The organism is Glycomyces sp. NRRL B-16210 (assembly GCF_000719515.1).
Taxonomy (GTDB): domain Bacteria; phylum Actinomycetota; class Actinomycetes; order Mycobacteriales; family Micromonosporaceae; genus Glycomyces.
This window is the reverse complement of sequence record NZ_JOGR01000004.1, coordinates 71,827-97,962: the sequence shown is the minus strand read 5'-3', so window position 1 is coordinate 97,962 and position 26,136 is coordinate 71,827. Positions and strand designations below refer to the sequence as shown.

At 72.0% G+C, this 26,136-nt stretch carries 28 protein-coding genes; 12 read left to right on the top strand and 16 right to left on the bottom strand.

The features are described from left to right. Positions 1–7: 7 nt before the first annotated feature. Positions 8–1,462, bottom strand: coding sequence for a dynamin family protein (locus IF12_RS0106845; RefSeq protein WP_231492415.1), 1,455 nt, complete (start codon positions 1,460–1,462; stop codon positions 8–10). 210 nt (positions 1,463–1,672) lie between these two features. Between IF12_RS0106845 and IF12_RS0106840 the strand changes: the two genes are divergently transcribed. Both IF12_RS0106840 and IF12_RS0106835 read left to right on the top strand, forming a co-directional pair. Next, positions 1,673–4,108, top strand: coding sequence for a LuxR C-terminal-related transcriptional regulator (locus IF12_RS0106840; RefSeq protein WP_197034634.1), 2,436 nt, complete (start codon positions 1,673–1,675; stop codon positions 4,106–4,108). Then, positions 4,108–4,620, top strand: coding sequence for a hypothetical protein (locus tag IF12_RS0106835; protein WP_030156093.1), 513 nt, complete (start codon positions 4,108–4,110; stop codon positions 4,618–4,620). The genes IF12_RS0106840 and IF12_RS0106835 overlap by 1 nt, the downstream gene beginning before the upstream one ends. A 66-nt stretch (positions 4,621–4,686) precedes the next feature. Here IF12_RS0106835 and IF12_RS0106830 read toward each other — a convergent pair whose 3' ends face one another. Beyond that, complete coding sequence (locus tag IF12_RS0106830) at positions 4,687–5,400, bottom strand: hypothetical protein (RefSeq protein ID WP_030156091.1); 714 nt, start codon at positions 5,398–5,400, stop codon at positions 4,687–4,689. A 180-nt stretch (positions 5,401–5,580) separates the two neighbouring features. On the opposite strand from IF12_RS0106830, the gene IF12_RS0106825 reads away from it, so the two are divergent. Continuing rightward, the gene (locus tag IF12_RS0106825) at positions 5,581–6,294 is read left to right on the top strand and encodes an AraC family transcriptional regulator (protein ID WP_051704063.1); all 714 of its coding nucleotides are present in this window, start codon (positions 5,581–5,583) and stop codon (positions 6,292–6,294) included. On the opposite strand, the gene IF12_RS0106820 is transcribed toward IF12_RS0106825, so the two are convergent. Further along, positions 6,289–7,185, bottom strand: coding sequence for a hypothetical protein (locus tag IF12_RS0106820; RefSeq protein ID WP_030156087.1), 897 nt, complete (start codon positions 7,183–7,185; stop codon positions 6,289–6,291). The two genes, IF12_RS0106825 and IF12_RS0106820, sit on opposite strands and share 6 nt — an antisense overlap. Positions 7,186–7,320: 135 nt before the next feature. On the opposite strand from IF12_RS0106820, the gene IF12_RS0106815 reads away from it, so the two are divergent. From IF12_RS0106815 to IF12_RS0106805, 3 genes are all read left to right on the top strand, one after another. Continuing rightward, positions 7,321–8,460 carry a glycosyltransferase family 1 protein gene (locus tag IF12_RS0106815; protein WP_030156085.1) on the top strand — a complete coding sequence of 380 codons (1,140 nt, stop codon included), beginning with the start codon at positions 7,321–7,323 and terminating at the stop codon, positions 8,458–8,460. Positions 8,461–8,582: 122 nt separating this feature from the next. Next, complete coding sequence (locus IF12_RS0106810) at positions 8,583–9,278, top strand: hemolysin III family protein (protein ID WP_051704062.1); 696 nt, start codon at positions 8,583–8,585, stop codon at positions 9,276–9,278. Beyond that, positions 9,275–9,661, top strand: coding sequence for a DUF1992 domain-containing protein (locus tag IF12_RS0106805; protein WP_030156080.1), 387 nt, complete (start codon positions 9,275–9,277; stop codon positions 9,659–9,661). Before IF12_RS0106810 ends, IF12_RS0106805 begins: the two co-directional genes overlap by 4 nt. 46 nt (positions 9,662–9,707) lie before the next feature. On the opposite strand, the gene IF12_RS0106800 is transcribed toward IF12_RS0106805, so the two are convergent. Next, complete coding sequence (locus tag IF12_RS0106800; RefSeq protein ID WP_030156077.1) at positions 9,708–10,454, bottom strand: cyclopropane-fatty-acyl-phospholipid synthase family protein; 747 nt, start codon at positions 10,452–10,454, stop codon at positions 9,708–9,710. Positions 10,455–10,561: 107 nt separating this feature from the next. Between IF12_RS0106800 and IF12_RS0106795 the strand changes: the two genes are divergently transcribed. Then, entirely contained in the window at positions 10,562–11,146 is a 585-nt protein-coding gene (locus IF12_RS0106795) for a DinB family protein (protein WP_030156075.1), read from the top strand. Between the two features lie 133 nt (positions 11,147–11,279). Next, on the top strand, positions 11,280–12,008 hold the full coding sequence (locus IF12_RS0106790; protein ID WP_051704060.1) for a response regulator transcription factor: 729 nt from the start codon (positions 11,280–11,282) through the stop codon (positions 12,006–12,008). On the opposite strand, the gene IF12_RS0106785 is transcribed toward IF12_RS0106790, so the two are convergent. Both IF12_RS0106785 and IF12_RS0106780 read right to left on the bottom strand, forming a co-directional pair. Further along, positions 11,987–12,778, bottom strand: a complete 792-nt coding sequence (locus IF12_RS0106785; protein ID WP_081913317.1) for a polyphosphate polymerase domain-containing protein — start codon at positions 12,776–12,778, stop codon at positions 11,987–11,989. The genes IF12_RS0106790 and IF12_RS0106785 overlap by 22 nt on opposite strands. A gap of 14 nt (positions 12,779–12,792) precedes the next feature. Beyond that, a complete protein-coding gene (locus IF12_RS0106780) occupies positions 12,793–13,386 on the bottom strand; it encodes a DUF4956 domain-containing protein (protein WP_051704059.1) in 594 nt (197 codons plus the stop codon). A gap of 172 nt (positions 13,387–13,558) precedes the next feature. Between IF12_RS0106780 and IF12_RS0106775 the strand changes: the two genes are divergently transcribed. After that, a complete protein-coding gene (locus IF12_RS0106775; RefSeq protein ID WP_030156066.1) occupies positions 13,559–15,235 on the top strand; it encodes a CotH kinase family protein in 1,677 nt (558 codons plus the stop codon). 89 nt (positions 15,236–15,324) lie between these two features. On the opposite strand, the gene IF12_RS0106770 is transcribed toward IF12_RS0106775, so the two are convergent. Next, positions 15,325–16,404, bottom strand: coding sequence for a hypothetical protein (locus tag IF12_RS0106770; RefSeq protein ID WP_030156064.1), 1,080 nt, complete (start codon positions 16,402–16,404; stop codon positions 15,325–15,327). 347 nt (positions 16,405–16,751) lie between these two features. On the opposite strand from IF12_RS0106770, the gene IF12_RS0106765 reads away from it, so the two are divergent. Together IF12_RS0106765 and IF12_RS0106760 are read left to right on the top strand one after the other, a co-directional pair. Next, positions 16,752–17,168: a VOC family protein gene (locus IF12_RS0106765; RefSeq protein ID WP_030156062.1), complete on the top strand. Its 417-nt coding sequence runs from the start codon at positions 16,752–16,754 to the stop codon at positions 17,166–17,168. 133 nt (positions 17,169–17,301) lie between these two features. Further along, complete coding sequence (locus tag IF12_RS0106760; RefSeq protein ID WP_030156059.1) at positions 17,302–18,114, top strand: sugar nucleotide-binding protein; 813 nt, start codon at positions 17,302–17,304, stop codon at positions 18,112–18,114. Between the two features lie 64 nt (positions 18,115–18,178). On the opposite strand, the gene IF12_RS0106755 is transcribed toward IF12_RS0106760, so the two are convergent. From IF12_RS0106755 to IF12_RS0106730, 6 genes are all read right to left on the bottom strand, one after another. After that, positions 18,179–19,321, bottom strand: a complete 1,143-nt coding sequence (locus tag IF12_RS0106755; protein ID WP_030156057.1) for a Gfo/Idh/MocA family protein — start codon at positions 19,319–19,321, stop codon at positions 18,179–18,181. A gap of 17 nt (positions 19,322–19,338) precedes the next feature. Continuing rightward, complete coding sequence (locus tag IF12_RS0106750) at positions 19,339–20,454, bottom strand: Gfo/Idh/MocA family protein (protein ID WP_030156055.1); 1,116 nt, start codon at positions 20,452–20,454, stop codon at positions 19,339–19,341. Then, entirely contained in the window at positions 20,451–21,221 is a 771-nt protein-coding gene (locus tag IF12_RS0106745) for a ThuA domain-containing protein (RefSeq protein WP_030156052.1), read from the bottom strand. The genes IF12_RS0106750 and IF12_RS0106745 overlap by 4 nt, the downstream gene beginning before the upstream one ends. Positions 21,222–21,289: 68 nt before the next feature. Continuing rightward, positions 21,290–22,321, bottom strand: a complete 1,032-nt coding sequence (locus tag IF12_RS0106740) for a LacI family DNA-binding transcriptional regulator (protein ID WP_030156050.1) — start codon at positions 22,319–22,321, stop codon at positions 21,290–21,292. 107 nt (positions 22,322–22,428) lie between these two features. Then, the gene (locus tag IF12_RS0106735) at positions 22,429–22,653 is read right to left on the bottom strand and encodes a hypothetical protein (RefSeq protein WP_030156048.1); all 225 of its coding nucleotides are present in this window, start codon (positions 22,651–22,653) and stop codon (positions 22,429–22,431) included. Continuing rightward, a complete protein-coding gene (locus IF12_RS0106730) occupies positions 22,650–23,261 on the bottom strand; it encodes a rhomboid family intramembrane serine protease (RefSeq protein ID WP_081913315.1) in 612 nt (203 codons plus the stop codon). Before IF12_RS0106730 ends, IF12_RS0106735 begins: the two co-directional genes overlap by 4 nt. Positions 23,262–23,545: 284 nt before the next feature. On the opposite strand from IF12_RS0106730, the gene IF12_RS0106725 reads away from it, so the two are divergent. After that, a complete protein-coding gene (locus IF12_RS0106725) occupies positions 23,546–23,950 on the top strand; it encodes an FKBP-type peptidyl-prolyl cis-trans isomerase (protein WP_030156042.1) in 405 nt (134 codons plus the stop codon). 52 nt (positions 23,951–24,002) lie between these two features. On the opposite strand, the gene IF12_RS0106720 is transcribed toward IF12_RS0106725, so the two are convergent. The 3 genes from IF12_RS0106720 to IF12_RS0106710 all read right to left on the bottom strand — a co-directional run bounded on the left by IF12_RS0106720 (position 24,003) and on the right by IF12_RS0106710 (position 26,051). Further along, positions 24,003–24,290, bottom strand: coding sequence for a MoaD/ThiS family protein (locus tag IF12_RS0106720; protein ID WP_030156039.1), 288 nt, complete (start codon positions 24,288–24,290; stop codon positions 24,003–24,005). Continuing rightward, positions 24,287–25,438 carry a hypothetical protein gene (locus IF12_RS0106715; RefSeq protein ID WP_030156037.1) on the bottom strand — a complete coding sequence of 384 codons (1,152 nt, stop codon included), beginning with the start codon at positions 25,436–25,438 and terminating at the stop codon, positions 24,287–24,289. The genes IF12_RS0106720 and IF12_RS0106715 overlap by 4 nt, the downstream gene beginning before the upstream one ends. 82 nt (positions 25,439–25,520) lie before the next feature. Then, on the bottom strand, positions 25,521–26,051 hold the full coding sequence (locus IF12_RS0106710; RefSeq protein ID WP_030156035.1) for an AAA family ATPase: 531 nt from the start codon (positions 26,049–26,051) through the stop codon (positions 25,521–25,523). Positions 26,052–26,136 lie beyond the last annotated feature (85 nt).

Below are 26,136 nucleotides of genomic sequence, written 5' to 3'. Positions count from 1 at the left end.
GTGTGTCTCAGCCGAGCCGCTGGGCCAGCAGATGGAACCCACGATGCACCACGTTCGCCACCCGGGCCTGCGAGGGCGTGGCGCCGCCGTTGGCGAACGCGCGCCAGCGCGCGGCCGCTTCGATGGCGGCGCGGCGCAGTTGGGGGCGCGCCTCGCCGGGCAGGCCGAGGACGACCCCGGCATCGTCGGTCAGAGCCAGTCGGGCGACCTCGGCCTCCATGGCCTCGGGCAGGGCGACCTGCCCGGTGGTCACCTGCGCGGCCGCCTCCAGCAGCGGCAGCCGGTGGTATTCGGGGCGGGCGACGATCGACTCGACCGCCCCGCGCAGCAGGTCGCGGTCGGCAGCTGGCCCGGACGCGGCGGCGGCGTCGAGGCGCGCGAGGGCCCAGCCGGCCTTGATGACGTCGGCGCGGACGCCGAAGATCTGGTGCAGGGTCGTGCGCAGCCGCGGGAAGCCCGAGGCGGCGAACAGCAGCCGCACGAGCTCGCCGGTCGCCATGTGCGGGTTGGCGTCCAGGTGCGCCATGGCGAAGTGGATGCCGTACAGGTCGAGCCGTTCGAGCAGGCGCTGGCGCTGGTGCTTGTCGACCGGGCCCTCGGTGGACAGGAACAGCCCGGCGGAGGCGAGCATGAGGGTCCGCTTGCCCTCGTCGAGGCCCGCGAGGGTCCGCAGCGCCTCGCAGTCGGCGGCCGTCAACAGCCCGGCCTCGGCCGTCTCGGCCAACAGCCCGACGACGGGCACGACGTCGCAGACGCTGCGGCGCAGGACCGCGGCCTGGTCGGCGGCGATCGGCCCGGCCACCGGCCAGGGGTCCTGGCCGGGCCCGGGGGCGAGCTTGTCGGCCTTGTTGTACAGGCCCAGGGCGTTCATCGGCGAGGACGACATCTGCTGGGAGGCCTTGGCGAACGCCTCGAGCGCCTCGACGTCGTCGGCGCGGACCTGCTGGGTGAACACGTAGATGATCGCCTCGGCCGACTCGACGGCCGCGCGCGAGTCGTCGTCGACGTCCTCGGCGATCGGGGCGGCGAAAAGCATCTCGCGGGCGGCCTCGGAGATGTCGGTGTTGACCGACTGGAGGCCGGGCGTGTCGACCACGGTGAGGTCCCGCAGCCGGTCCGAGGAGAGCTGGACGTCGATCATCGCGGCCTCGTCGGCCGGGATCGGCAGCGTCGTGGGGATCATCCCCGAGGCGTCCAACGGGACGGCGTGCTTGACGCCGTTGCGGGCGACGACGTCGACCCGGTCGGCCGGGCCGTACCTGAACTGGGTGACCACGCGCGTGCACTCCCCGGCGGCGGTGGGGGCCACCCGGCGGCCGATCAAGGCGTTGACGAGTGTCGACTTTCCGGCTTTGAGGCGCCCGGCGACGGCCACGCGCAGCGGCTGCCCCAGACGGGAGGCCACGTCCTCGACCACGGGGCGAGAGGCGCTGCTGACCTTGCCGGCCAGTTCTTCGCACATGCCCGCCACACTTGTGGTGAGTTGCCCTGCCACCATGCCTCCGTGTCCGCCCTCTCCGTCAGTCTCGGCGCTGCGGCCGCCGACGCCGGTCTGCGGCATCGAACTTTCCGCAATATCATGAGAGGCGTCGGCCACCGTCGACATCACGACCATACAAACCGCGACCGCCCGGCCGCCTCCCCCATTCGTGCCACAGCGTTAGGAGCCCCCTTGGCAGCCCCGCCGCCCACCCCCGGTCTGGCCCGGTCCCGCGCCGCCCAGGCGGACCCCGCGGGGCCCGCGGACCGCGACGACGCGCTGCGCGCCATGGCCGGGGCGCTCGCGGGCCCGGGCCTGGTCGTGATCACCGGCCCGCCCGGGTGCGGCCGCACCCGCCTGCTGGAGCGCCTCGCCCGCGCCTCCAAGCGGCCCGTGCACGCCGGCGGCGGCCTGGCCACGCTCTCGGGCGCCCCGGCGCTGGCGCTGGAGCGGGCCACGCGGGCGCGGATGCCCGCCGACGACCTGCCGCTGCTGGCCGAAGCGGTCTACTCGCGCACCCGCGGGGGACTGCTGGTCATCGACGACCTCCAATGGTGCGACGCGGCGACGCTCGCGGCCCTGCCGGTCCTGGCCGAGCGCCTGCCGGTGGCCGCGGCCCTGCGCGTGCCCAACCGCCTCGGCGACGAGGCCCTGACGCGGCTGCTGGCGGCCGCCACCGTGATTGCGGTGCCGGCGCTGACCGACGCCGAAGCGGTGCGCCTGGTCGCCGAGGCGGCCCCGGCGCTGGCGCCCTCGCGGGTGGCGGCGCTGAGCGTGCGCGCCGGCGGCAATCCGCTCGCGCTGACCGCTCTGGCGCGGCGCGCGGCCCAGCACGACAGCGTCGAGTTCGACTTCGACGCGCCCACCGACCCGGCCTCGGCCGCGGCGGCGGCGATCAGCGACCTGCCCCGCGCCGGGCGCACCGCCCTGGCCGCGCTCGGCCTGCTGGGCCGCCCGGCGCACCCGAGCCTGCTCGGCGAGGGCGCCGCGGTCTTGACCGAGGCGGGCCTGGCCGTCCCCGAAGGCGTCCACCTGCGCCCGGCCAGCCCCTGGCTGGCCGAGATCGCCGCGGGCATCCTCGAACCTGAAGCGCGCCGGTCCATGCACGAGCGCCTCGCCGAGGCGACCTCGGGCGTGGAGTCGGCCCGCCACGCCCACGCCGCCGGCGCGACCGGCACGGCCCTGGCCACCGCGCTCGAGGCCGCGGCGGGAGCGCGCCCGCAGACGCGGGCCGAAGCGCTCCTGCTGGCCGCCGACATCGACCCGGCCCACGCCGTGGCCGCCGCCCGCGCCGCCCTGGAGGCCGGTCGCACCGGCGCGGCCCTGGCCGTCCTCGACGCGGCGGGCGACCGGGCCGGATCCGAGGCGGCGGTCGTGCGCGCCTGGGCGCTGCTGGCCATCGGCGAGACCCCCCGGGCCCGCGAAGCGCTCCAAGCGGCGCCGCCGGGGCCCGAGACCGATCAGTTGCGGCTGCTGTGCGCCCCGGCCCACGAACGACCGGTCCTGGCCGCGGCGATCCGCGCCGCCCACCCCAGGATCGGCCACCCGGGACTGGCCGCGGCCCTGGCCGGCGACGACCCCGACGCGCTCGCCGCCGCCGAGACGCTCGCGCGGGCGGCCGGGGACGCCACGACCGCCGCCTGGTGCGCCTGGTCGCGGGTGATCGCCCTGGCCGACGCCGCGCGCCTGGTCGAGGCCGAAGCGGTCGCCCACGAAGCGGCCGACCGCGCCGGACTTGACGGTGCCTACTCGTGGCAGACCCGGTTCCTGGCCGCCGCCGCCTGGTGCCTGGTCCTGTCCGGCACCGGCCTGGACAACGTGATCGCCGCGGCCCAGTCCCTGGCCGACCACGCCCTGCCGGCGGTCGCCGACACGCTCATCGCCGCGGCCATCGCCCTCGCCGAAGCCGACACCGGCGCGCTCGGCGCCGCCCGGGCGCGACTGGCGCGCCTGCACGACGCCCCCGCGGCGCTCGACGGCCTCGTCGCCTGGCTCGAACACGAGACCGCCTGGCTCGACGGCCAGCCCGGACCCGAAGCGCCCGAGGCCCGACCGGGCCTGGTCGGCGGCCTCGCGCACATCACCGGCCGCTGGATCGCCTACGACACCGGCACCGACCCCGTCCCGGCCGACCCGACGCCGTGGCCGGCGCCGGTCGCCTCGACCCTCAACGCCTGGGACAAGGCCGCACCCGGCCCGTTCGCCCAGGCCGCGACCGCCTGGGACGGCCTGGCCGCACGCGAACAGGTCCGGTGCCTGCTGGCCCTCGCCGCCCATGCGGCCGACCCGCGCTCGGCCGTCAACGCCCTCGAAGCGGCCGAAAGGATCGCCGACGAACACGGCCTCATCGTCCTGGCCGGGAGGGCCCGCCGCGGCCTGCGCAAGCACGACGTGCGCCGCGACCGCCGCTCAGCCCGCGGCGGCGGCGGCCTGACCGACCGCGAATCGGAGGTGCTGCGCCACGTCGCCTCCGGCCACCCCTCGCGGCGGATCGCCGAGATCCTCGGGATCACCGCCGAGACCGTGGAGACCCACATCCGCTCGGGCATGCGCAAACTCGGCGCGAAGACCCGCACCGAAGCGGCGGTGCTGCTGGAAGCGGCCCTGGTCGAAGGCGGTGAGGCGTGATGGGCGAACAAGTGCCGCTGCACGTGGTCACCGCCGCGGGCGACGCCGAGGCGCTGGTGCGCCGGTGCGCCTCGGCCGGCTGGTCGGCCCACCGCGGGTTCGCGCTCCTGGAGCCGGCCTGGGACCTGGCCGAACGCCGGCTCGTCTGCCACGGGACGGTCGCCGACGAGCACACCGCCTCCCAAGCGGTGCTCGCCGCCGCCCGCGGGGCCGGGATCGTCGCGGTCGCGGCCGGGCCGCTCGCGCTGACCCTCGCCTCGGACCTGCGCCGCGTCGGCCCCCTCGGGCTGACCCCCGGCAAAGCCGAAGCCGCCGACGGCCTCGACCTCGACACCGAGCAGCGCGCCCTCCTGGCACGGCTCGCGGCCGGATCGACCATCGCCGCCGCCGCCGAAGCCGAATTCGTGTCACTGCGCACCGCCAACCGCCGCATCGCCGCCGCACGGCAGGCACTGGGCGTCAAGACCACCCGCGAGGCGGTCATGATCTACATCAAACACGGCCGCGACTGACACACCCCGCGGAGACGACGACGGGCCGCCACCACCGCACAACGGTAGTGACGGCCCGAACACGACCTAATTCAACTCGGCCAGGCGCGCTTCGGCCTCGTCGAGCTGGCGGCGCAGCCGCGAGGCCTCCTCGGCGGCCTCGGAGCGGATCTTCTCGACCACCTCGGACACCACCTCGCCCACCTCGGGCGAACCCGAGGCCTGGCACATCGCCAGCGCCGCCGGGTGGGCGACCTTGGCGCCCTTGACGACGGTGCGGGCACCGCGCGCGGCGGCCACGGCCCACTCACCGTCCTCATAGGTCAAGGTGATGGTCAGCTCGGGCTGCTTGGACTGCGCCGAGCGCGCCCTGGCGGCCTTCTTCTTGACCGGGGCCGGGGCCGGTTCGGCTCCCGGTGCGGGCGCCTCGGATGTGCTCACGGTCTTCCTCTCACTCGCAGATGGCGTGGCGGGCTTGGACTTCGGCGCCGGCTCCTCCGGCAGCAGGCCCGGACCGGAAGGTCCGGCAGGCCCGGCGGGCTCGGCGGCGCGCTGGCGGGGCGGGGTGCGGCGGGTGCCCTCGCCGCGGGCGGGCAGGCGCAGTTCGCCGGCGGAGAAGGGCAGTTCGTCCGATCCGAAGGCGACGGTCACGAAGTCGTCGACGCCGGCGGGGTCGAGGGCGACGACCTTGCCTGAGCGGCCGGCGATCTGGCCGGCGGCGTCGGTGAACACGACCTTCGGTTTCTTCCCTTGCGCCAGCACCGCTTCCAGATGAGCGATGTCGGCACTCGACAGTGACATCGGGGGCTCCTTCACATGTGTGGCAGGCGCGGTCGCGGGCGAGCGCGCTCGGCGGGTCTGGACTGGCGGGGCCAGTGCGTGCATCCTCCAATATCTATCGCACGGGTACGACACCACCCCGAGTCGAAGTCGCGCACCTCGCCGGGCGCCGATGTCGGACCGGGGCGCTACGGTCGGGCCATGCGGGAGTGCGGCACGTACACCGAACGCGCGGTCGAGGGCGCGCTCGGCGCCTGGTCGCCGTGCCGATGGGTCCACACCGCCGGCGAAGGCGCCCAAGTGCGCGTGGTCCCCGACGGCTGCGTGGACCTGCTGTGGCTCGGCGACCGGCTCGAAGTGGCCGGTCCCGACGCCGCGCCCCGGCTCGTCGACCTCGCACCGGGCGCGACGGTCGCGGGCGTGCGACTGCGCCCGGGCGCGGCGCGCCTGCTGCTGGGGCCGGTCCCGGCCACGGCCGTGCGCGACGCCCAACCGCACCTGGACCGGCTGTGGGACAACGCCGCCGCGCTGGCCGACCGGGCCGCGGCGGCCCCCGACGCCTGGGCCGCCACCGAAATCCTCGCCGCCGCTCTAGAAGAGCGCCTGGTACGCCACGCCCCCGACCCGGTGGCCGTCGCCGTCGCCGCCGCGCTCGACCGGCCCCGGCCGCCCAGCGTCACCGCCCTGGCCCGCGCCCTCGGGTACTCCGAGCGGCACCTGCGCCGCCGCGTGCGGGCCGCGGCCGGGTACGGGCCCAAGACCCTGGAGCAGATCCTGCGGTTTCGCCGCGCGGCCGCCGCCGCGGGCGACGGCCGGAACTGGACGCGGGTGGCCGCCGAAGCCGGATACGCCGACCAGGCGCACCTGAGCCGTCAAGTGCGGCGCTGGTCGGGCGGGCCCCCGAGCGCCCTATGAGTCCCAGGCGCGCAGCACGCGCAGCGCCGCGAGGGTGAACCCGGGCCGGGCCTGCTGCTCGATCGCCGGCGACCAGCGCCGGTAATGGATCGGCCAGCCCCCGTCGGCGGCCTGCTCGCCCGCGCGGTGATCGAGCGCGGCCCCGATCTCGGCGTCGGTGAACCAGCCGGCCGCCAGACTCCGCGGGTTCGGCGCGAAGTCGCACGCCAAGTGATGCTCGTCCTCGGCGTACCCCGGCGGGCTCGCCTGCCCCCGATCGGCCGGGTCCAACAGCACCAGGCCCGTCTCGCGCACGATCGCACCGATCCGCGCCGCGGCCGCCGCCGCCCAGTCCCGGTCGGGCACATGGTCGAGGTAGGCCACGACGCTGAACACCTCATACGGGTGCGTGGCCTCCAACGCATCGATCGCGGCGCGGCAGAAACGATCCGCCCCCGCGAGCCACGCGTCCGCGACCCCGTGGCGGTGCAGAAGACCGGCGATGCGCGCGGTCGTCAGCAACCCGCCCCGGTCCTGCGCGGGAGCGGCCACCCACGGCGGGCGCGGATACGCCTCGATCGACGCCAGCAGATCCGGCACACCCCCGTCCGGCGCGCTCCGGGCCGCCAACCAGCCCAGCAGCCGCTCATCGCGACCGACCTCGCCGACCTGGTCGAGAATCTCCAACGCCGCCATCACCGACAGCGGCTGCGCCGCCGGACCCTTCACATCCGGCTCCAACGCGTACGCGTACCCGCCGTCGGCGGTGCGATGGGCCGCCAAAGCGGCCACCACCCCCGCCGCCTCCCCCTCACCGGTGAAATGCGCCATCCGACGCTGATCGAGCACACTCCCGGTGAGCAGGAGGAACTCCACGGACCGATCGATCATCGCGCTGCTGATACGTGCCATGCCCCGAGACTATGACCGCCGCCGGCCGCGGGCCTTGAACCGAACGGACACGGCCGCCGCGAATATCGGCTGCGGTTCAAACGCCCGCCATGTCGGGTTCCCTCCACCGCCCACCTGGGCTCCTACGCTCCGACCATGAGAGTCGCACTCGTCACCGAATCGTTCCCGCCTCAGGTCAACGGGGTCGCCCGCTCCGTCGCCCGCGCCGCCGCGCACCTGGCCTTCCGCGGGCTCGAACCGGTCGTGGTCGCCCCCGCGCCCGGACCCGGCCCGATCCCGGACTTCGACTGGCCCGTCGTCCACGTCCCCTCCGTCCGGCTCCCCGCCTACCGCCACTTCCGCGCCGGACTCGCCACCCGCGCCCTCGACGAGGCCCTCGACGCCCACGCCCCCGACATCGTCCACCTCGCCAGCCCCTTCGGCTACACCGCGCGCGCCGCGGTCTGGGCCGAACGCCGCGGCGTCCCCTCGGTCGCCGTCTGGCAGACCGACCTGCCCGCCTACACCCGCGCCTACCACCTCACCGCCTTCGAACAGCTCGTATGGCACCGCCTGCGGTCGATCCACTCCCGAGCGGCGGTCAACCTCGCCCTGTCCGAATGCACCGCCAAATCCCTCACCGACCAAGGCATCGGCTCGGTCGCGGTCCTGCCCCACGGCGTCGACACCGACCGCTTCGACCCGCGCCTGCGCGACCAGACCCTCCACGACGCCCTCGCCCCCGACGGCGACCTCCTCGTCGGCTACGTCGGACGACTCGCCCGCGAGAAGCAACTCCACTGGCTCGCCGACCTCGCCGACGTCCCCGGCGTCCGCCTGGTCGTCGTCGGCGACGGACCCCGCCGCCGCGCCCTCGAACGCCTCCTGCCCCAAGCGGCCTTCCTCGGCGCCCTCCACGGCGCCGACCTCTCCCGCCTGTACGCCTCCCTCGACCTGTTCGTCCACACCGGACCGTTCGAGACCTTCGGCCAGACCATCCAAGAAGCCCACGCCTCCGGCGTCCCCGTCGTCGCCGTCGACGCCGGCGGCGCCGCCGAACTCGTCGACCCCGGCGTCGACGGCACCCACTTCCCACCCGGCGACCCCGCCGCCCTCGCCGCCACCGTCGAAACCCTCGCCGGACGCCGCGACCTGCTGCGCCAATGGGGCGCACGCGGCCGCGCCAAAGTCACCGGCCGCACCTGGGAAGCCGAAGGCGACGCCCTCATCGCCCACTACGAGCGGGCACTCGCCCTCGGCCCCGCACGCCCCCGCCCAGTCGCCCCCATCGCCTGACCAACGACAACACCGAAACCCCCTCGGCACCACCACATCCCCACCCGCGGGGCCTAACCCCACCCCCGACCGGGGGACCAAACACACTACCGACCAGTAACCGCCGGACGTAGGCTCGAACCATGGCAACGGCAACCACCCTCCCCGACACCAAACCCCACCTCCGCGGCTGGCTCCACCTCGGCGCCTTCCCCACCGCCGTCCTCGCCGGCCTCATCCTCCTCACCACCGCACCCACCCCCGCCGCACGCCTCGCCACCGCCGTCTACGTCACCGCCTCCGCCGCCCTCTTCGGCGTCTCCGCCCTCTACCACCGCACCAACCTCAGCCCCCGCGCCACCATGCGACTCAAACGCCTCGACCACGCCAACATCTACCTCATCATCGCCGGCACCTACACGCCCATCGCCGTCCTCGCCCTCGAAGGCACCGCCCGCACCGCACTGCTGACCGTCATCTGGACCGGCGCGGCCGCCGGCATCGCCTTCCGGACCCTGTGGATCGGCGCCCCGCGCTGGCTGTACACGCCGCTGTACATCGTCTTGGGCTGGGCCGCGGTGTTCGTGCTGCCGCAGCTGGTGGAGGGGGCCGGGGTCGCGGCGACGGTGCTGATCTTCACCGGCGGCGTGCTCTACACGGCCGGGGGCGTGGTCTACGCGCTCAAGCGCCCGAACCCGTCGGCGCGGTGGTTCGGCTTCCACGAGGTGTTCCACGCGTTCACGCTGGCCGCCTACGCCGTCCAGTTCGCGGCGGTCGCGATCGTGGTCCACGCGGCGCAGTCGTTAGCATTGGTCCCCAGCGAGAGGGGGACTGCATGAGCGACAGGCAGGCGCGCGGGGTCGACCGCCAGATCCAGGAGGCCGAGGCCCGCGGCGAGTTCAAGAACCTTCCCGGGGCCGGCAAGCCGCTTCCGGGCATCGGGCGGCCGCTGGCCGAGGACTGGTGGCTCCACCAGCAGGCGACGCGCGAGAACATGGGGCTGGACGCGCTCCCTCCGGCGCTGAAGCTCGGCCGCGAGCGCGAGCTGCTGCCCGAGCGGCTGGACGCCCTGGGGGACGAGGCCGCCGTGCGCGCGGCGATCGAGGAGCTCAACGTGCGCATCAGGAAGGCCCTCATCGGCCCGATCGAGGGCCCGCCGCTGCGGTTCGGCCTCATCGACGCCGACGAGGCGGTCGCGGCATGGCGCGAACAGCGCCGCTAACGCCACAAGGCCCCGAACCATTACCGGTCCGGGGCCTTCACGCCGTTCAGGCGACGGGTCTGAGGAGCGTCAGGTAGGCGAAGCCGAGGAGGCCGCGGTGGCCGCGCAGCCACCAGTCGCGGTGGGCGTCGGCCTGTTCGCGGACGGCCTGGGCCTCGGGGTGGTCGGGGTTGGCCTGGAGCCAGACCTCCTTGTCGGCCAGGAACTGCGATTCGAAGTCGTCCCATTCGTGCTGCTCGACCGCTTCGACGCGCAGGGGGCGCAGTCCGGCCCGGACGGCGTCGTCGACGAGGTCGGGCAGGAGGCGCCATTCGTCGGCGACGGTCCCGGGCCACATGTCGGCGAGGTCGGCTTCGGTCGGTTCGCGCTGCCAGAAGCATTCGCCGAACAGGAGTCGCCCGCCGGGGTTGACGAGCGGGTGGAGGGCGCGCAGCGCTTCGGCGCCGGTGCCGAAGACGTGGGCGGCGCCGATGCAGATCACGAGGTCGGCCGGTTCGGTCCAGGATTCGCCTTGGTATTCGACGAAGGTGAGCCGGTCGTCGATGCCGCGGCGGCGGGCTGCGGCGCGGCCGCGTTCGAGCAGTTCGAGGTCTGAGTCGATGCCGTGGGCCCGGGCGGCGGGGACGCGTTCGGTGATGCGCTGGAGCAGTTCGCCCCAGCCGCAGCCGATGTCGACGATGGTCCGCGGCTCGGCCGCGGCGCTTTCGGCGACCTGGCGGTCGAGCCGCCACGGCGCGATGGGGGAGTTGCAGTCGAGGAAGCCGAAGCGCGTCGGCGCGTCATGGGTTGTCATCGCGCGTCACGCTAACACCGGTGCGGGGCGCCCGCAATCGCATTGGCGGGCGCCTCAGGCGTGCCCTTCGGCCTCTGATGTCACACCCGGGTGGCACACTCGCGCCCATGACCGACATCAAGACCGACCTGCACCGCTACCTCAGATCGGCCCATGAGGCCGTCGTGTGGAAACTCGAGGGCCTGGGGGAGTACGACCTGCGCCGCCCGCTCACGCCGACGGGGACGAACCTGCTCGGCCTGGTCAAGCACCTCGCGTGCGTGGAGGCCGACTACTTCGGGATCGTCTTCGACCGCCCGTTCCCCGACCCGCAGCCGTGGTTCGACCCCGAGGCGGAGGCCAACGCCGACATGTGGGCGGTCCCCGAGGAGTCGACGGCGTTCATCACCGATCTCTACCGGCGCGTGGGCGAACATGCGGACGCGACCATCGCGGCGCTGGACTTGGACGCGCGGGGGCGCGTGCCGTGGTGGCCCGAGGAGCGCGCCGCGGTGACGCTGGGCCAGATCCTGGTGCACATGATCGCCGAGACGAACCGCCACGCCGGGCACGCCGACATCGTGCGCGAGACGATCGACGGGGCCGCGGGGCTGCGCTCGGGCAACGACAACATGCCCGAGGGCGACGCGGCCTGGTGGGCGGCCTACCGCGAGAAGGTCGAGCGGGCGGCCCGCGAGGCCGCCGGCATGTGAGGCGGCGGGGGCGCTGCGCCGCTTCGCGAACGGCGGGACTTGCGCGCGCAAGGCAGTGTCAGCGCTCCCACCATCCGGGAATACGCATCGATAGGTATAGATGTATATGGAATGTCGGGTTTAGAATGTTCACGTGGAGTTCAATTTCAAGACACCACGGCTGAGCGGTTCTGACTCCACCCTCACTAGGATCCTCACAGCCGACCCGGACCCGAACGTCCGAGGATTGCTCAACTTGGCGTTCAGACTCGAAGGCTGGCACGCGATACCCGCCGACGACGGCGCGACCGCCCTCGCGCATATGCGCGCGCAGCGGCCCGAGCTCGTGGTCACCGAGCTGGCGATGCCCGACATCGACGGCCTGGTGCTGCTGGGCCGGATGCGCTCGGAGTTCCCCGACACGCCCGTGCTGGTGCTCGCCGGCGAGGACGGCGCGCGGCGGCGGATCGGGTGCCTGGCCGTCGGGGCCGACGACTACGTCGCCAAGCCCTTCAACCTCGAGGAGGTCATGCTCCGGCTCAAGGGCATACGCCGGCGCAGCGCCGAGGCGCCGGGCCTGCCGCCGCCGCGGCTGGTCGTCGGCGACCTGGAGCTGGACGAGGAGACCCGCGAGGTCAACCGCAGGGGAGTGACGGTCGACCTGACCGACACGGAGTTCCGCCTGCTGCGGTACCTCATGCGCAACCCCCGGCGGGTCCTGAGCAAGAACCAGATCCTCCACCAGGTCTGGAGCTACGACTTCCGGGGCCGTTCGAGCATCGTCGAGCTGTACATCTCCTATCTGCGCCGCAAGATCGGCAACGGCGACGCGCCCATGATCCACACCGTCCGCGGCGTGGGTTACGTCCTCAAGCCGAACTGAGCGGCCGCCAGCGCCGGGGCGTCGGGCTGCCCCGGCCGCCAGCCGAAGTGGTGGCGCAGGGTGCGGTTCCACTTGTTCGCGGGCAGGTCGGGGCGCAGGAAGGCCATGCCGGTGCCGAACTTGGAGATCGGCGCGGGCCGGTACCCGGCCTTCCACAGGCGCCGGTCCAGGGGCACGGTGCGGCCGGGGCTCTTGACCTCGACGACGGCCATCTGCGGTCCGAGGGAGCCCGAGCGGCCCTGGAAGTCCTCGATGCGCAGTTGGGAGTCGCAGGTCATGCGCGAGCCGGTGGGCCGGTGCAGGATGGTCGCCCGCATGTAGCGGGTGACCAGGACCGGCACGAGGTCGGCGGCGGCGACGGGGACGTCGCCGGACTCCTCGATCCACCGGGCGCCTTCGTCGGTGATGCGGTGGCGGTCGGCGGCGGGGTAGTCGATGCGGCGTTTGACGGTGCTCTCGCCGGCGCGGGTCTTGATCTCCAGCATGCACTGGCCCGAGTCGAGGTAGGTGCGGGTGCGGACCTTGAAGCGGCGGCGTCTGGAGCGGGCGGTGCCGAGGAAGCTCGACAGGTCGGGGGTGTCGAAGTAGACCGACTCGTACTCGAAGCGGCGGCGGCGTTCGATCTCCAGGACGGCCAGTTCGCCGTCGGGGTCGTGCAGCAGCGGGGCGAGGTCCTCCATGAGGACGAGGTACTTGCGGTCCACGCGGGTCTGGAGCTCGGCGATCGCGAGCAGGTCGGCGAGGCCGATCGGTGACAGTGCGGTGTACATGGCGGCCTCCCGGTCTATTGCGCGAAGGCCGGCCGGCGGCCGGCGCGGTCCCTGTCGGTGGGGACGCGGAAGGAGACCTCCACGGTCTGCGAGTCGCGGACCAGGTCGGTCTCCAGGGTCTCGACCCGGGTGATGGACTCGGCGTCGAGCAGGTCCATCAGCCGCGCCTCGAGTTCGTCGCGGGAGTAGTAGATCCGTTCGAGGACCACGCGCTCCTGGCGGTGGCGGCGGTGCAGGAAGGGCTGGTCGATGGCGGCCATGACGAGGACGACGAACAGGCCCAGGAGCGGGCCGGTCCAGGCCGATTCGAGCGGCATGGCGCAGACCAGTCCAATGGAGAGCGAGGAGAAGTAGTAGCAGACGTCGCCGTGGCTGATCTCGGATGATCGCAGTCGGATGATCGAGAGGACCCCGAACAGGCCGAAGCCCACCCCTACGCCGACGTCGGTGCCCAGCAGTGCCGAGACCACCGCGAACACGCCGACGTTGAGGCCGATATAGGGGACGACCATGTCCCGCCTGCGGTGGCGGCGGTAGTAGACCCCGAAGACCAAGAGGCTGATGAGCGCCAGGTCGGCGCCCAGTCCTGTCCATCCGAATGCATCCATACGGAATTTATAGAACCCGAACCTATGAGTACCTCATGAGTCGGCTATGCGAATCCTATGCGGAGCCTATGAAACAGCAAGCGCTTCCATAGGTTTTCCATAGGACCCGTTGCTACGGTCCGACCATCCAAGTAGAGCGGAACGCGTTTCCGCGCCCAAGGAGGTGCCACCGATGAAACCGATCAAGCGGATCCTCGGGGCCGTCGCAATCACCCTCGCACTAGCGATCGGCCTCATAGGAATCCCCGCCGCCACCGCGCAGACTGACGACCCGGTGGCCGAACCACAGCAGACCAGTACGGTCTGGGACAAGACCCAGATCCACGACTTCTCCTTCACGCTCGACCAGGGCGAGTTCGTCGCCATGGTCCAGGACTTCCTGGCCACCGGCACCAAGGGCTGGCTCTCCGCCGACGTCACCATCGACGGCCAGACCTACCCCGATGCCGGCGTCCGCCTCAAGGGCAACTCGAGCCTGTTCGGCGTCACGCCCCAGTCCGACCCGAGCACCCTGCCCTGGCTCATCCGCCTCAACCGGAACGTCGAGCAGGACCACGAGGGCTACAAGCGGTTCATCATCCGCACCAACTACACCGCCTCCTCCCTCAACGAGGCGCTCGCCCTCGAACTGCTCGACCGGGCCGGACTCGCCACCACCAAGCACGTCCCGGCCCACTTCAGCGTCAACGGCGGCAACCCCGAGCTGCGCCTGGTCATCCAGGAGCTCGACAAGACCTTCGACCAGGAGTACTTCGGGATCAACGGCGAGAAGGACGGCGGGACGCTCTACAAGAAGGACTTCGAGCGCGACTTCTCCTACTTCGGCCCCAGCCCCGACGACTACGACGACGCCTGGGAGCCCAGCGGCGGCGACGAGGACAACTGGGAGCCGCTGATCGACTGGCTCGACTGGCTCAACAACTCCAGCGACGCCGAGTTCGCCGCCCAACTCGAGTCCCGGATCGACGTCGAGACGTTCGCGGCCTACCTCTCGGTCCAGGACCTCATCCTCAACTGGGACGACATCGACGGGCCCGGTCAGAACGGCTTCTTCCGCTGGACGCCGGCGACCGACCGGTTCACCATCGTCCCCTGGGACCACAACCTGTCCTTCGGGATCCTCCCGGCACCCCCGAAGCCCGGTCCGTTCGCCACCTTCGACAACCTCCCGGGGCCGCTCCAGGAGGTCGAACCCATGCAGCGCACCACCTGGGGCTGCCCGTGCGTCGAGCGCGCACTCGAGGTCCCGGCGTTCCGGGCCCTGTACGACCAGACGTTCTTCGACCTCAAGGCCGAACTCTACGACTCCGGGCTCGCCCAGTCCCTGCTCGACCAGCTCTCGGCGACCCTCGCCGGCTCGCCGCTGATCAGCCAGGCCAGCATCGACCAGGACCGCGCCCAGATCCAGAGCGTGTTCACCCGCAACACCCTCCCGCGCACCGGCAGCACCGGCCCCGGCGACCCGGGGGACCCGGGCGACCCCGGGGATCCCGGGGATCCCGGGGATCCCGGTGACCCTGGAGACCCCGGCGACCCGGGGAACCCCGGTGACGCCGCCTGCACCGCCGTGATCGCCGTGACCAGCGACTGGGGCAGCGGCTGGCAGGGCAACCTCCAGATCACCGCCGGCAACGGCGGCGTGGACGGCTGGACGCTCACCTGGACCTGGCCCGGCGGCCAGAGCATCGACAGCCACTGGAACGCCGAAGTGACCTCGTCCGGCTCGTCGGTCACCGCCAGCGACGTCGGCTGGAACGCGGCCGTCGGCTCCGGCCAGACGGTCGACGCCTGGGGCTTCGTCGCCTCCGGCCCGGTCGCCACCCCCACCGTCACCTGCACCGCAGGCTGACACCCTGAAAAAGATCGGGCCCCGGCGCTGCACTGCCGGGGCCCGACCCATGTAACCGGACAAAACACGCACACCGTGGCGGGGGAGTACTACTCCGCTTCGCGGCCGCGCTCGGCCAATCGCGCCTCGGCCGCCAGAGCGCGCTCACGCCAGGACACCGACTCCGCCCGGCCCTCCGAGGCCGCCGCCTCAGCGGCGGCCAACCGCGAGGCGAGCACTCGCTGATCGGCGAGGGCACCGGCGGCCTCGGCCTGACTCGACGCCAACGCCGCCGCCCGCTCGGCCGCCAGGACCCCCGCCTGCTCGGCGTCACGACGCGCCACCGCGAGATCGGCCAGGAGCGACTCCACCCGCGACCGCTCGGCGTCGCGCTCACCGATGAACCCCAGCGCCCGCGCCTCGGCCCGCTCCAACGCCGCCTCGCCGGCCCGCAACGCCTCAGCCGCTTCGGCCGCGACCTGATCGGCCCGCACCCGAGCCGACTCGGCCTCACCACGAGCGGCGACAGCGACCCGCTCGGCCTCCGCACCGGCCGCGACCGCCGCATCCCGCTGCGACACCGCCGAAGCCGCCTCCGCCCGCGCCGCCTCAGCGGTGGCCGCAGCCTCACTGCGCAAACGCTCCGCCTCTACCGCCTCCGCACGCGCCTCGACCGCCGCCGCCTCCGCACCCTCAGCGGCACGGACGGCCTCCAACCGCGCCGACACCGCGTCCTTCGCCCGCCCCTCAGCGGCCGTGAGCGCCGCGGCAGCCCGCTCGGCCTCGGCGTGCGCCGCAGCGAGCTCCTCCCGCAGCGACTCGACGCGCACCGCCGCCTCGTCACGCTCGGCCCGCGCCGCGGCCACCGCGGCGGCCGCATCCGAACGCACCTCGGCGAGCCGCGCCTCGACCTCGGCCGGATCGGTCTCGGCCCGCAAGGCTTCGGCGAGCGGCGCGAGCGCCGAGGACATCGACTGCTCAATCTGCTCGTACAGCTCCTCGGCCCGCGCGAGGGCGCCTTCGAGCCCGGGCGTGGCCCGGCGCAGCTCGCGCTGGCGTTTGGCCTGCGAAGCACAATCGCCCTCGGCGCAGTACAGCCGCGGGCGCCCGCGCCCGGGCTGCTGCGGAATCGGCGTGCCGCACCGCTTGCACAGCGTCGCGGTCTTCACGGTCGTACCAGTTTTCGTCATGAGTACAACCTATCATTTTTAATTTCCGTTTTTAATATTTAAATAACCAAAAAACAAGCGAGTCCCGCCCAGATACATAACTCACGAGAAGTGCCGTTCCCGCAAGTTATAACTAAAAAGCCCCTGACACGACCTCGGGCGAATCAAGGCCTCAGAACCTATCCACGGGCTCTCTCGCCGCTTGGGACGCGTGCGGCGGGTTCGGGGTTGTGGGATGGCTGGCGGATGCTGGCGGAGATGTTCGTGGGCGGGTCGGTTGGCACGGCCGGATCTGTGAATCCTCGGTCGTCGCCGGTGGGCGCTGGCAGGATGGCGCGTATCACGGCTCTATCGCGAAGGAGCGAATCATGACGGCAGCTTTGGATCCGTATCTGAGTTTCGACGGGAACGCGCGCGAAGCCCTCGAGTTCTACCGCGAGGCCCTCGGCGGCGAGGTCTCCTCGATGACGTACGGCGAGATGGGCGACGACGGCCCGGACAAAGACAAGCTCATGCACGGCCACCTCAAGACCGACGCCGGCCTCACCCTCATGGCCGCCGACACGCCTCCGGGCACCGAGCACCGGCCCGGCCAGAACATCGCGATCTGCCTCAGCGGCTTCACCGCCGACGCCGAGGAACTGCGCGGCTACTGGGAGCGCCTCACCGCGGGCGCCGAGATCACCGTCCCGCTGGCGAAGCAGATGTGGGGCGACGAGTACGGGGCCTTCACCGACCGGTTCGGCATCCCCTGGATGGTCGACTTCGGCGACCCGCCGTCATAGGGCGCATCGTTGCGGGGCCGTGGGCGCGATGCCTGCGGCCCCGCGTTGCGTTGCGGCCGTGAAGGTTGCGCTGCTCCCCCGGTTTGTTTTGTCCATTATGTTCACGGCGGTGCCGGGGCCTATGCTCGGATGCATGCGGGTGCTCATCATCGGGGCCAGCGGGTATCTCGGCGGCGAACTGCGACGCCGGGCCCGCGCGGCCGGTCACGAGGTCGTCGGGACCGCTTGGTCCTCCCGGCGCGACGACCTGTCCCGACTCGATGTCCGCGACCGTGCGGCGGTCGACCGGTTCGTCGGCGCGGTCGCGCCCGAGGTGGTCGTCAACGCGGCGTACGTGCAGTCGGACTGGGCGACCACGGCGGTCGGCCCGGTCAATGTCGCCACCGTCTGCGCGGCCCGTGCGGTCAGGTTCGTCCATGTCTCCTCCGACGCGGTGTTCATCGGCGGGGATCGCGAGGTCTACGACGAGACGTGTGCGCCGGCGCCGAGTACGCCTTACGGTGCGGCGAAGGCCGCGGCCGAGGTCGGTGTCGCCGCTGCACACGCCTCGGCGTTGATCGTGCGGACCTCGTGGATCCTCGGGGACGGGCGCTCGCCGTTCGAGTCGTTCGTGCGGGCGCTCGCCGGCGGGGCTGCGGGGGCGCTGTTCGACGACGATGTCCGCTCGCCGGTCCATGTCGGTGATCTGGCGGCGGCGCTGGTGGCATCGTGCGCGAGCGGTGCGGCCGGCGTGCTGCATGTGGCGGGCCCGGAGTCGTTGAGCCGGTACGAGTTGGGTCGCCTGGTCGCCGAGCGCGACGGGCTCGATCCCGGTACGTTGCCGAAGGCCGCCAAGGCTTCGGTGACCGGGAGCGCGGGTGCGATAGTGCGGCTGGATTCGGCGAAGGCCGCTGGAGTGCTCGCCGTTCGGCTTCGCGGAGCGCGGGAGTTCCTGCGCAAAAGGTGACGGTGTTTTCGGGCCGTACTCCCCCGGTGGTCGTGGGTGCCGGGTCCCGGCACCCACGATGTGTTCAGATCGCGGTCCAGCGGCTTTCGTCGGCGGCGCTGGTGGCGACGGCTTCGAGGACGCGTTGGACTTGGAGGGCTTCGGCGAAGGACGGGCTCGGCGCCTGGCCCTGGGCGATCGCTTCGATGAAGTCCACGGCCTGGTGGGTGAAGGCGTGTTCGTAGCCGAGGCCGTGGCCGACCGGCCACCAGTTGCCGGTGTAGGGGTGTTCGGGTTCGGTGGCCTGGATGCGGCGGAAGCCCGCGTTGGGCTCGTCGGCCGCGTCGTAGAACCACAGCGCGTTCATGTCCTCGAAGTCGAACGCGAGGGAGGCTTTGGAGCCGTTGAGTTCCAGGCGCATCGCGTTCTTGCGGCCGAGGGCGAAGCGGGTCGCTTCGAACACGCCGACCGCGCCGTCCGCGAAGCGGGCGGTGAACATCGCCGCGTCGTCGACGGTGACTGGGCCGCGGGGTCCGTCCGTGCCGCCGGTGCCGCCCAGACCGACGAAGTCGCCGCCGATGGGGCGGTCGGCGACGAAGGTGGTCAGGAGCGCCGAGACGCCGGTGAGGTCGGAGCCGGCGATCCACTGCGCGGCGTCGATGATGTGCGCGCCGATGTCGCCGAGGGAGCCTGAGCCGGATTTGTCCTTGTCGAGCCGCCAGGTCAGCGGGGTGTTCTCGTCGGTGAGCCAGTCCTGGAGGTACTGGGCGCGGACGTGGCGGATCGGTCCGAGCGCGCCGGAGTCGACCAGGCGTTTGGCGAGCGTGAGCGCCGGAGTGCGGCGGTAGCTGAAGCCGCACATGGCGAAGACGCCGCGGGCCTGGGCGGCTTCGGCGGCGGCGACCATGCGTTCGGCTTCGGCGACGGTGTTCGCGAGGGGTTTCTCGCAGAGCACGTGCTTGCCCGCTTCGAGTGCGGCGGTGGCGATCTCGGCGTGGAGGTCGCCGGGGACGCAGATGTCGACCAGGTCGACGTCCTCGCGTTCGATCAGGCGGCGCCAGTCGGTCTCGGTGCTCTCCCAGCCGAGTGTGGCGGCCGCGGCGCCGACGCGGCCGGCGTCGCGGCCGGCGAGGGCGGTCATGCGCGGGGTGAGCGGGAGGTCGAAGAACCTCGGCGCGGTGCGCCAGGCGTGGGAGTGGGCCTTGCCCATGAAGTTGTGGCCGACCATGCCGATGTTGATGGTGTTCAAGGGGTGTCCTTCCGGGTGAGGGCTTCGCGTGCGGAAGGCCAGGATTTCATGGTCGCGAGGACGCCGGGGTCGGCTTCGGCCGCCAGCGCGGTTCTGTGGGACTGGTCGAGGACGTCGTCGATGGCGATGCGGGTGCCGAGTGCGGCGCTGCGGATGGCGGCTTCGACCATGGCGAGGCTCATGATGTTGGTGCGGACGCTGCCGGAGGGTTCGGTGCCGGTGCGCAGGGCGGTGGTGAATTCGCGGAGGGCTCCGGCGATGCCGTTGCCGGGGTCGGGTGTGGTGGGTGCGGGTCGGTCGGGGTCGGTGGTGGGTGGGGTTTCGCCGTCCCAGAGGACGGTGCCGTGTTGGGCGGAGAGTCGCCAGGAGCCGTTCCAGGAGGTTTCGGCGCCGGGGCTGCACCAGCTGCCGTTGAAGGTGAAGCGGGCGCCGCTGTCCATGGTGAAGGTGGCGGTGGCGGCGGCGTCTCCGGTGTACCAGCTCCATGGGGGGTTGTATTCCTCGCAGGTGACGGCGATGGGGTCGGCGTCGAGGAGGAATCGGGCCATGTCGAATTGGTGGATGGCCATGTCGAGGAGGAGTGGGCTGTTCATCTGGTCGCGGAAGCCGCCGAAGTGGGGGGCTTTGAAGAAGTCGACGGCGCAGATGCCGACCGGTCCGAGGTCGGTGAGGTGTTGGCGGGTTTGGTGGAGTGCGTGGTGGTAGCGGCGGGATTGGCTGACCATGAACAGTTCGCCGGTGTGTTCGGCCGCGGCGGCGAGGGCGAGGGCCTCGGTGACGGTGGCGGCTGCGGGTTTCTCTCCGAGGACGGGGAGGCCTGCGGTGAGGGCGGCGATGGTGACGGGGTGGTGGGCTTCGGGGATGGTGGCGTTGACGATGGCGTCGGCGTCGGTGTGTCGGGCGAGGTGGAGGGCGTCGGTGCCGGTGGGGAGGTCGGGTAGGCCGGTTTCGGTGGCGGCGTTGTGGGCGGCGGTGGGGTCGAGGTCGGCGATGGCGACGAGTTCGGTGGCGGGGTCGGTGTGGATGGTGTGGGCCCAGTCGCGGCCCATGCCGCCGGCGCCGACGAGGGCGAGGCGGAGGGGTCGTTCGGCGGTGATGGTGCGGAAGGTCATCGTTCGAAGGCTCCTTGGTAGCCGTGGCCGTTGAAGAAGTCGTCGGTGTCGTAGCGCAGCAGGGTGGGGGTCTGGCGTTCGCGGTCGGGGCGGGCCCATTCGATGCCGTTGGCGATGACGTGGTTGACGTCGGGGTGGTGGTAGACGGGGAAGTCCTGGTCGCCGGGGCTGAAGTAGAAGATGCGGCCGAAGCCGCGGCGGTAGGTCATGCCGCTGCGGAAGACTTCGCCGCCGGTGAAGCCGGAGATGAAGACGAGTTCGTCGGGGGTGGGGACGTCGAAGTATTCGCCGTACATCTCCTGTTCGGGGATGACGATGGGGTTGGGGATGTCGCGGGCGATGGGGTGTTGGGGGTTGACGGTCCAGACGAGTTCGCGGTCGTGTTGGCTGCGCCAGCGGAGGGTGCAGGTGGTGCCCATGAGTTTGGTGAAGATCTTGGACCAGTGTCCGGAGTGGAGGACGATGAGGCCCATGCCGGCGAGGACGTGGCGGTGGACGCGTTCGACGATGGCGTCGTCGACTTCGTGGTGGGCGGCGTGGCCCCACCAGACGAGGACGTCGGTGTCGTCGAGGACGTCGGAGGTGAGGCCGTGTTCGGGTTCGTCGAGGGTGTGGGTGGTGATGCGGGCGCGGTCGCCGAGCCAGGCGGCGGTGCCTTGGGCGATGGCGCCGTGCATGCCGTCGGGGTAGCGTTCGGCGACTGCGGGTTCGCGTTGTTCGTGGCGGTTCTCGCCCCAGATGACGACGCGGATGGGCTGGTCGGTCATGGTGTGCTCCTGGTTTCGGTTGGTTGTGAGCTTAAAATGCCGCGGTCACGGGGGTGTTCGGTTGCGGCTCATGCGTGTGGGTCGGTGCTGGTGCGGGTGATGAGGGTGGGTGGGAGGAGGTGGTGTTCGGGTTGTGGTGGCGGGTCGATGACGAGGCGGACGAGTTCGGTGGCGATGCGGTGTGAGGCTTGGCGGACTGAGGTGATGCCGACGGTGCCGAAGGAGGTCAGGGGGGTGTCGTCGTAGCCGGTGACGGCGATGTCGCGGCCGGGGGTGAGGCCGCGGGCTTGGAGGGTGATGAGGGTGCCGGCGGCGAGGAGGTCGGAAACGCAGACGATCGCGGTGGGCGGGGTGGGGGTGTCGAGGAGTCGGGCGGCGGTGCGGACGCCGGATTCGAGGTCGCCGGGGCAGTGGAGGATGCGGTCTGCTCGGGTGGATCGGTGGAGGCCGTGTCGGGTGCAGGCGTCGCGGTAGCCGGTTTCGCGTTCGGTCATGGTGATGCTGGCGGTGTCGGCTCCGGTGAGGGCGAGTTCGCGGTGGCCGAGGTCGACGAGGTGGTCGACGGCGATCTGGATGCCTTGGGCGGCGTCGCCTTCGGCCCAGCTCCAATCGCTGTCGTAGGCGGTGGCGCTGCGGCCGTATGCGGCGAAGGGGATACCGCGGCGGTGGAGTTCGGCGGGGCGGGGGTCGTCGCGGCCGATGTTGGAGAGGATAAAGCCGGCGACGGATCGGCCGAGGTAAAGGTTCTCGCAGGCGGTCAGGAGCGCGTCGGTGTCGTGTTCGGTGACGAGGGTGAGGTTGCGGTCGGCGGCTTGGCAGGCGGCGGCGAGGTCGTGGAGGAAGGCGTCCATGTACTGGTTGGCGTCTTGGGCGGGGAGGACGTAGCCGATCTGGCGGGGTTGGGTGAGGCGGAGGCTGCGGGCGACGAGGTTGTTGCGGTAGCGCAGTCGCCGCATGGCGGTGTGGACTTTTTCGCGGGTGGCCTCGGCGACGACGTCGGGGCGGTTGATGACGTTGGAGACGGTCATGACCGAGACGCCGGCGAGGGCGGCGACGTCGGTCATGGTGGGTTTGCGGCCGGTGTTCGCCTCGTCGGTCATGTCGGTCCTCCTCTCGGGTGCGCGGAGCAGATTTTAAGCTTAAACACGAGCGGGCGTCAAATCGTGCTCGGTGCCGATGCTGGTGTTCGGCTGCTCCCCTGCCGGGGTCAGCGGCGCTGGTTGCGGGGGTGGTTCTTGCCCATGCGTTCATTGCCGATCTTGTAGGCGCCGGTCCAGCGGGCCATGGTGAGCTGGTCGTCCGCGTCTTCGACCTCGGTGAGGAACTTCGCGGCGCGGGCGCCGCGGAGGGTGGCGGCGGCGCGGCCGCGGTGGAGGATGACGACGGTGCCGTCGCTGCGGGTCTTGTAGGAGAAGCCGGTCGGCTCGCTCATGCCGCTCCCCCGGTCTGGGCGGCGGCGATGCGGCGGGCGCGGGCGGTGAAGAAGGCCGCGGCGATGCCGCCGAGGAAGCCGAACAGGTGGGCCTGCCAGGAGATGTGCGGTTGGCTCGGGAAGATGCCCCAGATCATGGAGCCGTAGACGATGACCAGGAGCACGGCGATGAGGATGTCGCCGATCTTGCGCATGAACACGCCGCGGGCGAGCAGGTAGCCGAAGAGGCCGAAGACGACTCCCGAGGCGCCGACGGTGATCGAGTGGGTCGGGGAGGTCAGCCACACCCCGAGCCCGGAGACGACCAGGGAGAGGGCCAGCGCGGTCCACATGCCGCGCCAGTCGCGCAGGGCGGCGACGGTGCCCATGACGGCGAGTGGGAGGGAGTTGGCGGCCAGGTGTGCGGCGCCGCCGTGGAGGAAGGGTGCGGCGAGGATGCCGGGGAGGAGGCCGTCGAGGGTGCGCGGGGTGATGCCCCAGGCGATGAAGTGGCCCGGGAGGATCCAATCTGCGATGAGGATGAGCCACAGGAGGGCCAGGAGGGCGCCCCAGAGGGTGAGGGCGCGTCGCAGCGGGTGGAGTGGGGTGCGTTGGCTGGGGACGGTCACTGGGGCTCCTTGCGCGGGTGTGGCTTTGAGGTGAAGGGTAGTCGGCGCCGTCGCGGTTCGCGGTGCGCGGCGGTGGTGGGCGGGGGCTGGGAGCGGTGATTCGGGCGTCCGGGGGGTGGTAGGTTCCCTCGGTGGCCTTTAGCCTGGCGAGTCGAGTGTGTGGGTCGGTGGTCGCCGCGTGTGCGAGCGTGGCGCTGCTGGCCGGGTGCGGTGCCGAGGGTGCCGCCGATCAGGGTACGGACGAAGGGGATGCGCACGTGGTGCAGATCAGTGAGGGCGTCGAGGTGTCGGTCTCGGCGGACACGGAGGCGAAGCCGGTCGTGACGGTGCCGGACGCCGAGCCGCCCGCGGGGCTGTTCGTGCAGGACGTGGTCGAGGGTTCGGGCACCGAGGTGCGGGCCGGGGACGCGGTCGCGGTCCAGTACGCGGGGTTCAACTGGTCGAACGGCAAGGAGTTCGACGCGTCGTGGAACCGCGGGGCGCAGCCGTTCGAGGTGACGCCGGTGGGTTCGGCGCCGGTGATCCAGGGTTGGAACGACGGTCTGATCGGGGCGCAGGTCGGCGACCGGCGCCTGATCGTGATTCCGCCGCACCTCGGTTACGGCGCTTCGGGCGCCGGCGGGGTGATCGGGCCGAACGAGACGCTCGTGTTCGTCGTCGACGTCGTGTCGGTCAACGGCGAGTCGTAGGACGCAACGCAAGTAGGGCGCCGCGCTCTCGCGCGGCGCCCTTCGTGTGTGTTCAGGCGCCTCCGGCGATGGAGGGCAGGATCTGGACGGGGCGGCCTTCGACGGGGGTGTCGAGGCCTTGGAGGCGGCGGGACTCTTCGTCGCCGATGTAGACGTTGACGTAGCGGCGCAGCCGTCCGGCCTCGTCGCGCAGTCGGCGGCCCAGGCGGGGGTGGGCGCCTTCGACCGCGTCGAGGACGTCGCGGAGGGTCGCTTCGGCGGGCAGGTCGAGGTTCAGGTGGCGCCGGCCCTCGCATTCGGAGGCGAGGGCGGCGGGCAGTTTGACGTCGATGGCGTTCATGCGGGGGTCTCCATGGCGCGCACGCACAGCACGTCGGGCAGGTGGGCGGCGACGAGGTGCCATCGGGCGCCGGTGTCGGTGGCGGCCCAGACGTCGCCGCAGCGGGTGCCGAAGTACCAGCCGGGGTCGGTGGCGGCGTCGGTGCAGGCGCCGTCGCGCATGACGTTGCCGAAGTAGGGGTCGGTGGGCAGGCCGGTGCCCCAGGGGTGCCAGGTGTCGCCGTGGTCGGTGGTGCGCCAGGCGGCGATGCGGCGGTCGGGCGGGAAGCGGTCCATGGCGGCTTGGACGGGCCAGACCATGGCGGTGCCCGGTTCGGTGGGGTGGGCGACGACGGCGAAGCCGAAGTCGGAAGGGAGGGTGGCCGAGACGTTGGTCCAGCCGCTGCCGGGTTCGGTGGTGCGCCAGACCGGTCCGTGGCTCTGGGCGATCCAGGTGCCGTCGGCGGTGCGGGCGACTTTGTGGATGCAGTGGCCGGATTCGGGTTCGGGGTCGGGGCCGTAGTCGACGGTGATGCCTTTGGTGACGCCGTTCCAGGTGTCGCCGTCGTCGTGGGTCTCGTAGATGCCGCCGGAGGACATGGCGATCATGAGGTGGTCGGGGTCGGCGGGGTCGGTGACGATGGTGTGGACGGCCGGTCCGGCGCCGCCGGAGGCCCAGGTGGTGTGCTGGGGGTGGTCCCACAGGGCCCGGTTGAAGGCGAAGGTGCGGCCGCCGTCGTCGGAGCGCCAGAGGCTGGTGGGTTCGACGCCGGCCCACACGCGGCCGTCTTGGGGGCCGAAGGCGAGCTGCCAGACGCGTTTGACGGTGTTGGCCCGGTCGGATTCGGGCTGGTCGACGCCGGCGGTCTCGGAGTAGTCCAGGGGCCGGTAGGGCAGGTCCTGGGGGAAGGCCATGGGTGCGGCGTCGGGTTCGTGCCAGGTGGCGGCGAGGTCGTCGGAGCGCCAGACGGAGGGGCCGAAGTGGGGCGATTCGGCGGCGACGAGGATCTGGCCGGTGGCGGGGTCGGCGGCGGTCGCGAAGATCTCGGAGACGGCGGTGAAGCCGTCGGTGTCGAGGCTGTGGGGGCCTTTGAGGGCCCAGTGTTCGCGGTCGTCGCTGGTGGCGGTGAACAGGCCTTTGCGGGTGCCGATGAGGACGAGGTAGGCCATGACGGGCTCCTTTGCCGTTCGTTGTGGCTCTGCTCCCCCATCGTCGCGCTCGGGTGTGACGTTTTCAGGCGCTTGGGCGCTTTCAGGGTGCCGTTTCGCCGGTGACGAGGGCCTTGATGCGCTCGGCGACCTGCTCGGGGGTGCGGTCGGTGGTGTCGATGACGGTGGTGGCCTCGCGCATCCACTCATCGAGGGCGGTCTCGTAGGCGCTGCGGTGGTCCAGGCGCCATTGGAGGGCGCCGGATTCGAAGGCGTCGGCCCTGACGCGCTCCTCGAAGACCGCGCGGTCGGCGTGGAGGGTGAAGGCGCGCACGGGAACGGCGGCTTCGGCGAAGCCGTCCATGAGTTCGGTCCAGTAGGGGCGCTGAAGGACCGATTGCGGGATGAGGAGGGTGCCGCCGACGAAGTCGAGGACTTGCCGGGCGGTCTCGATCGTCAACCCGCGCCAGGGGGCCCATTCCTTGAAGTCGGTGCAGGGGACGTCGCCGATGATGGGCCGCAGGAGGAATCCGATGTGCTCGGCGTCGAAGACGCGGGCCGGGAGGGCGTCTTCGAGCAGGGCCGCGGTGGTGGTCTTGCCGGCGCCGAAGGTGCCGTTGAGCCATACGATCATTCGAGGGAATCTAGCAGGGGCGGGCGTGCCGCGGGGGCGCGGTTCGTGTTACGTTGCGAACACCCCGGGCGCTCATGCGTCCGTT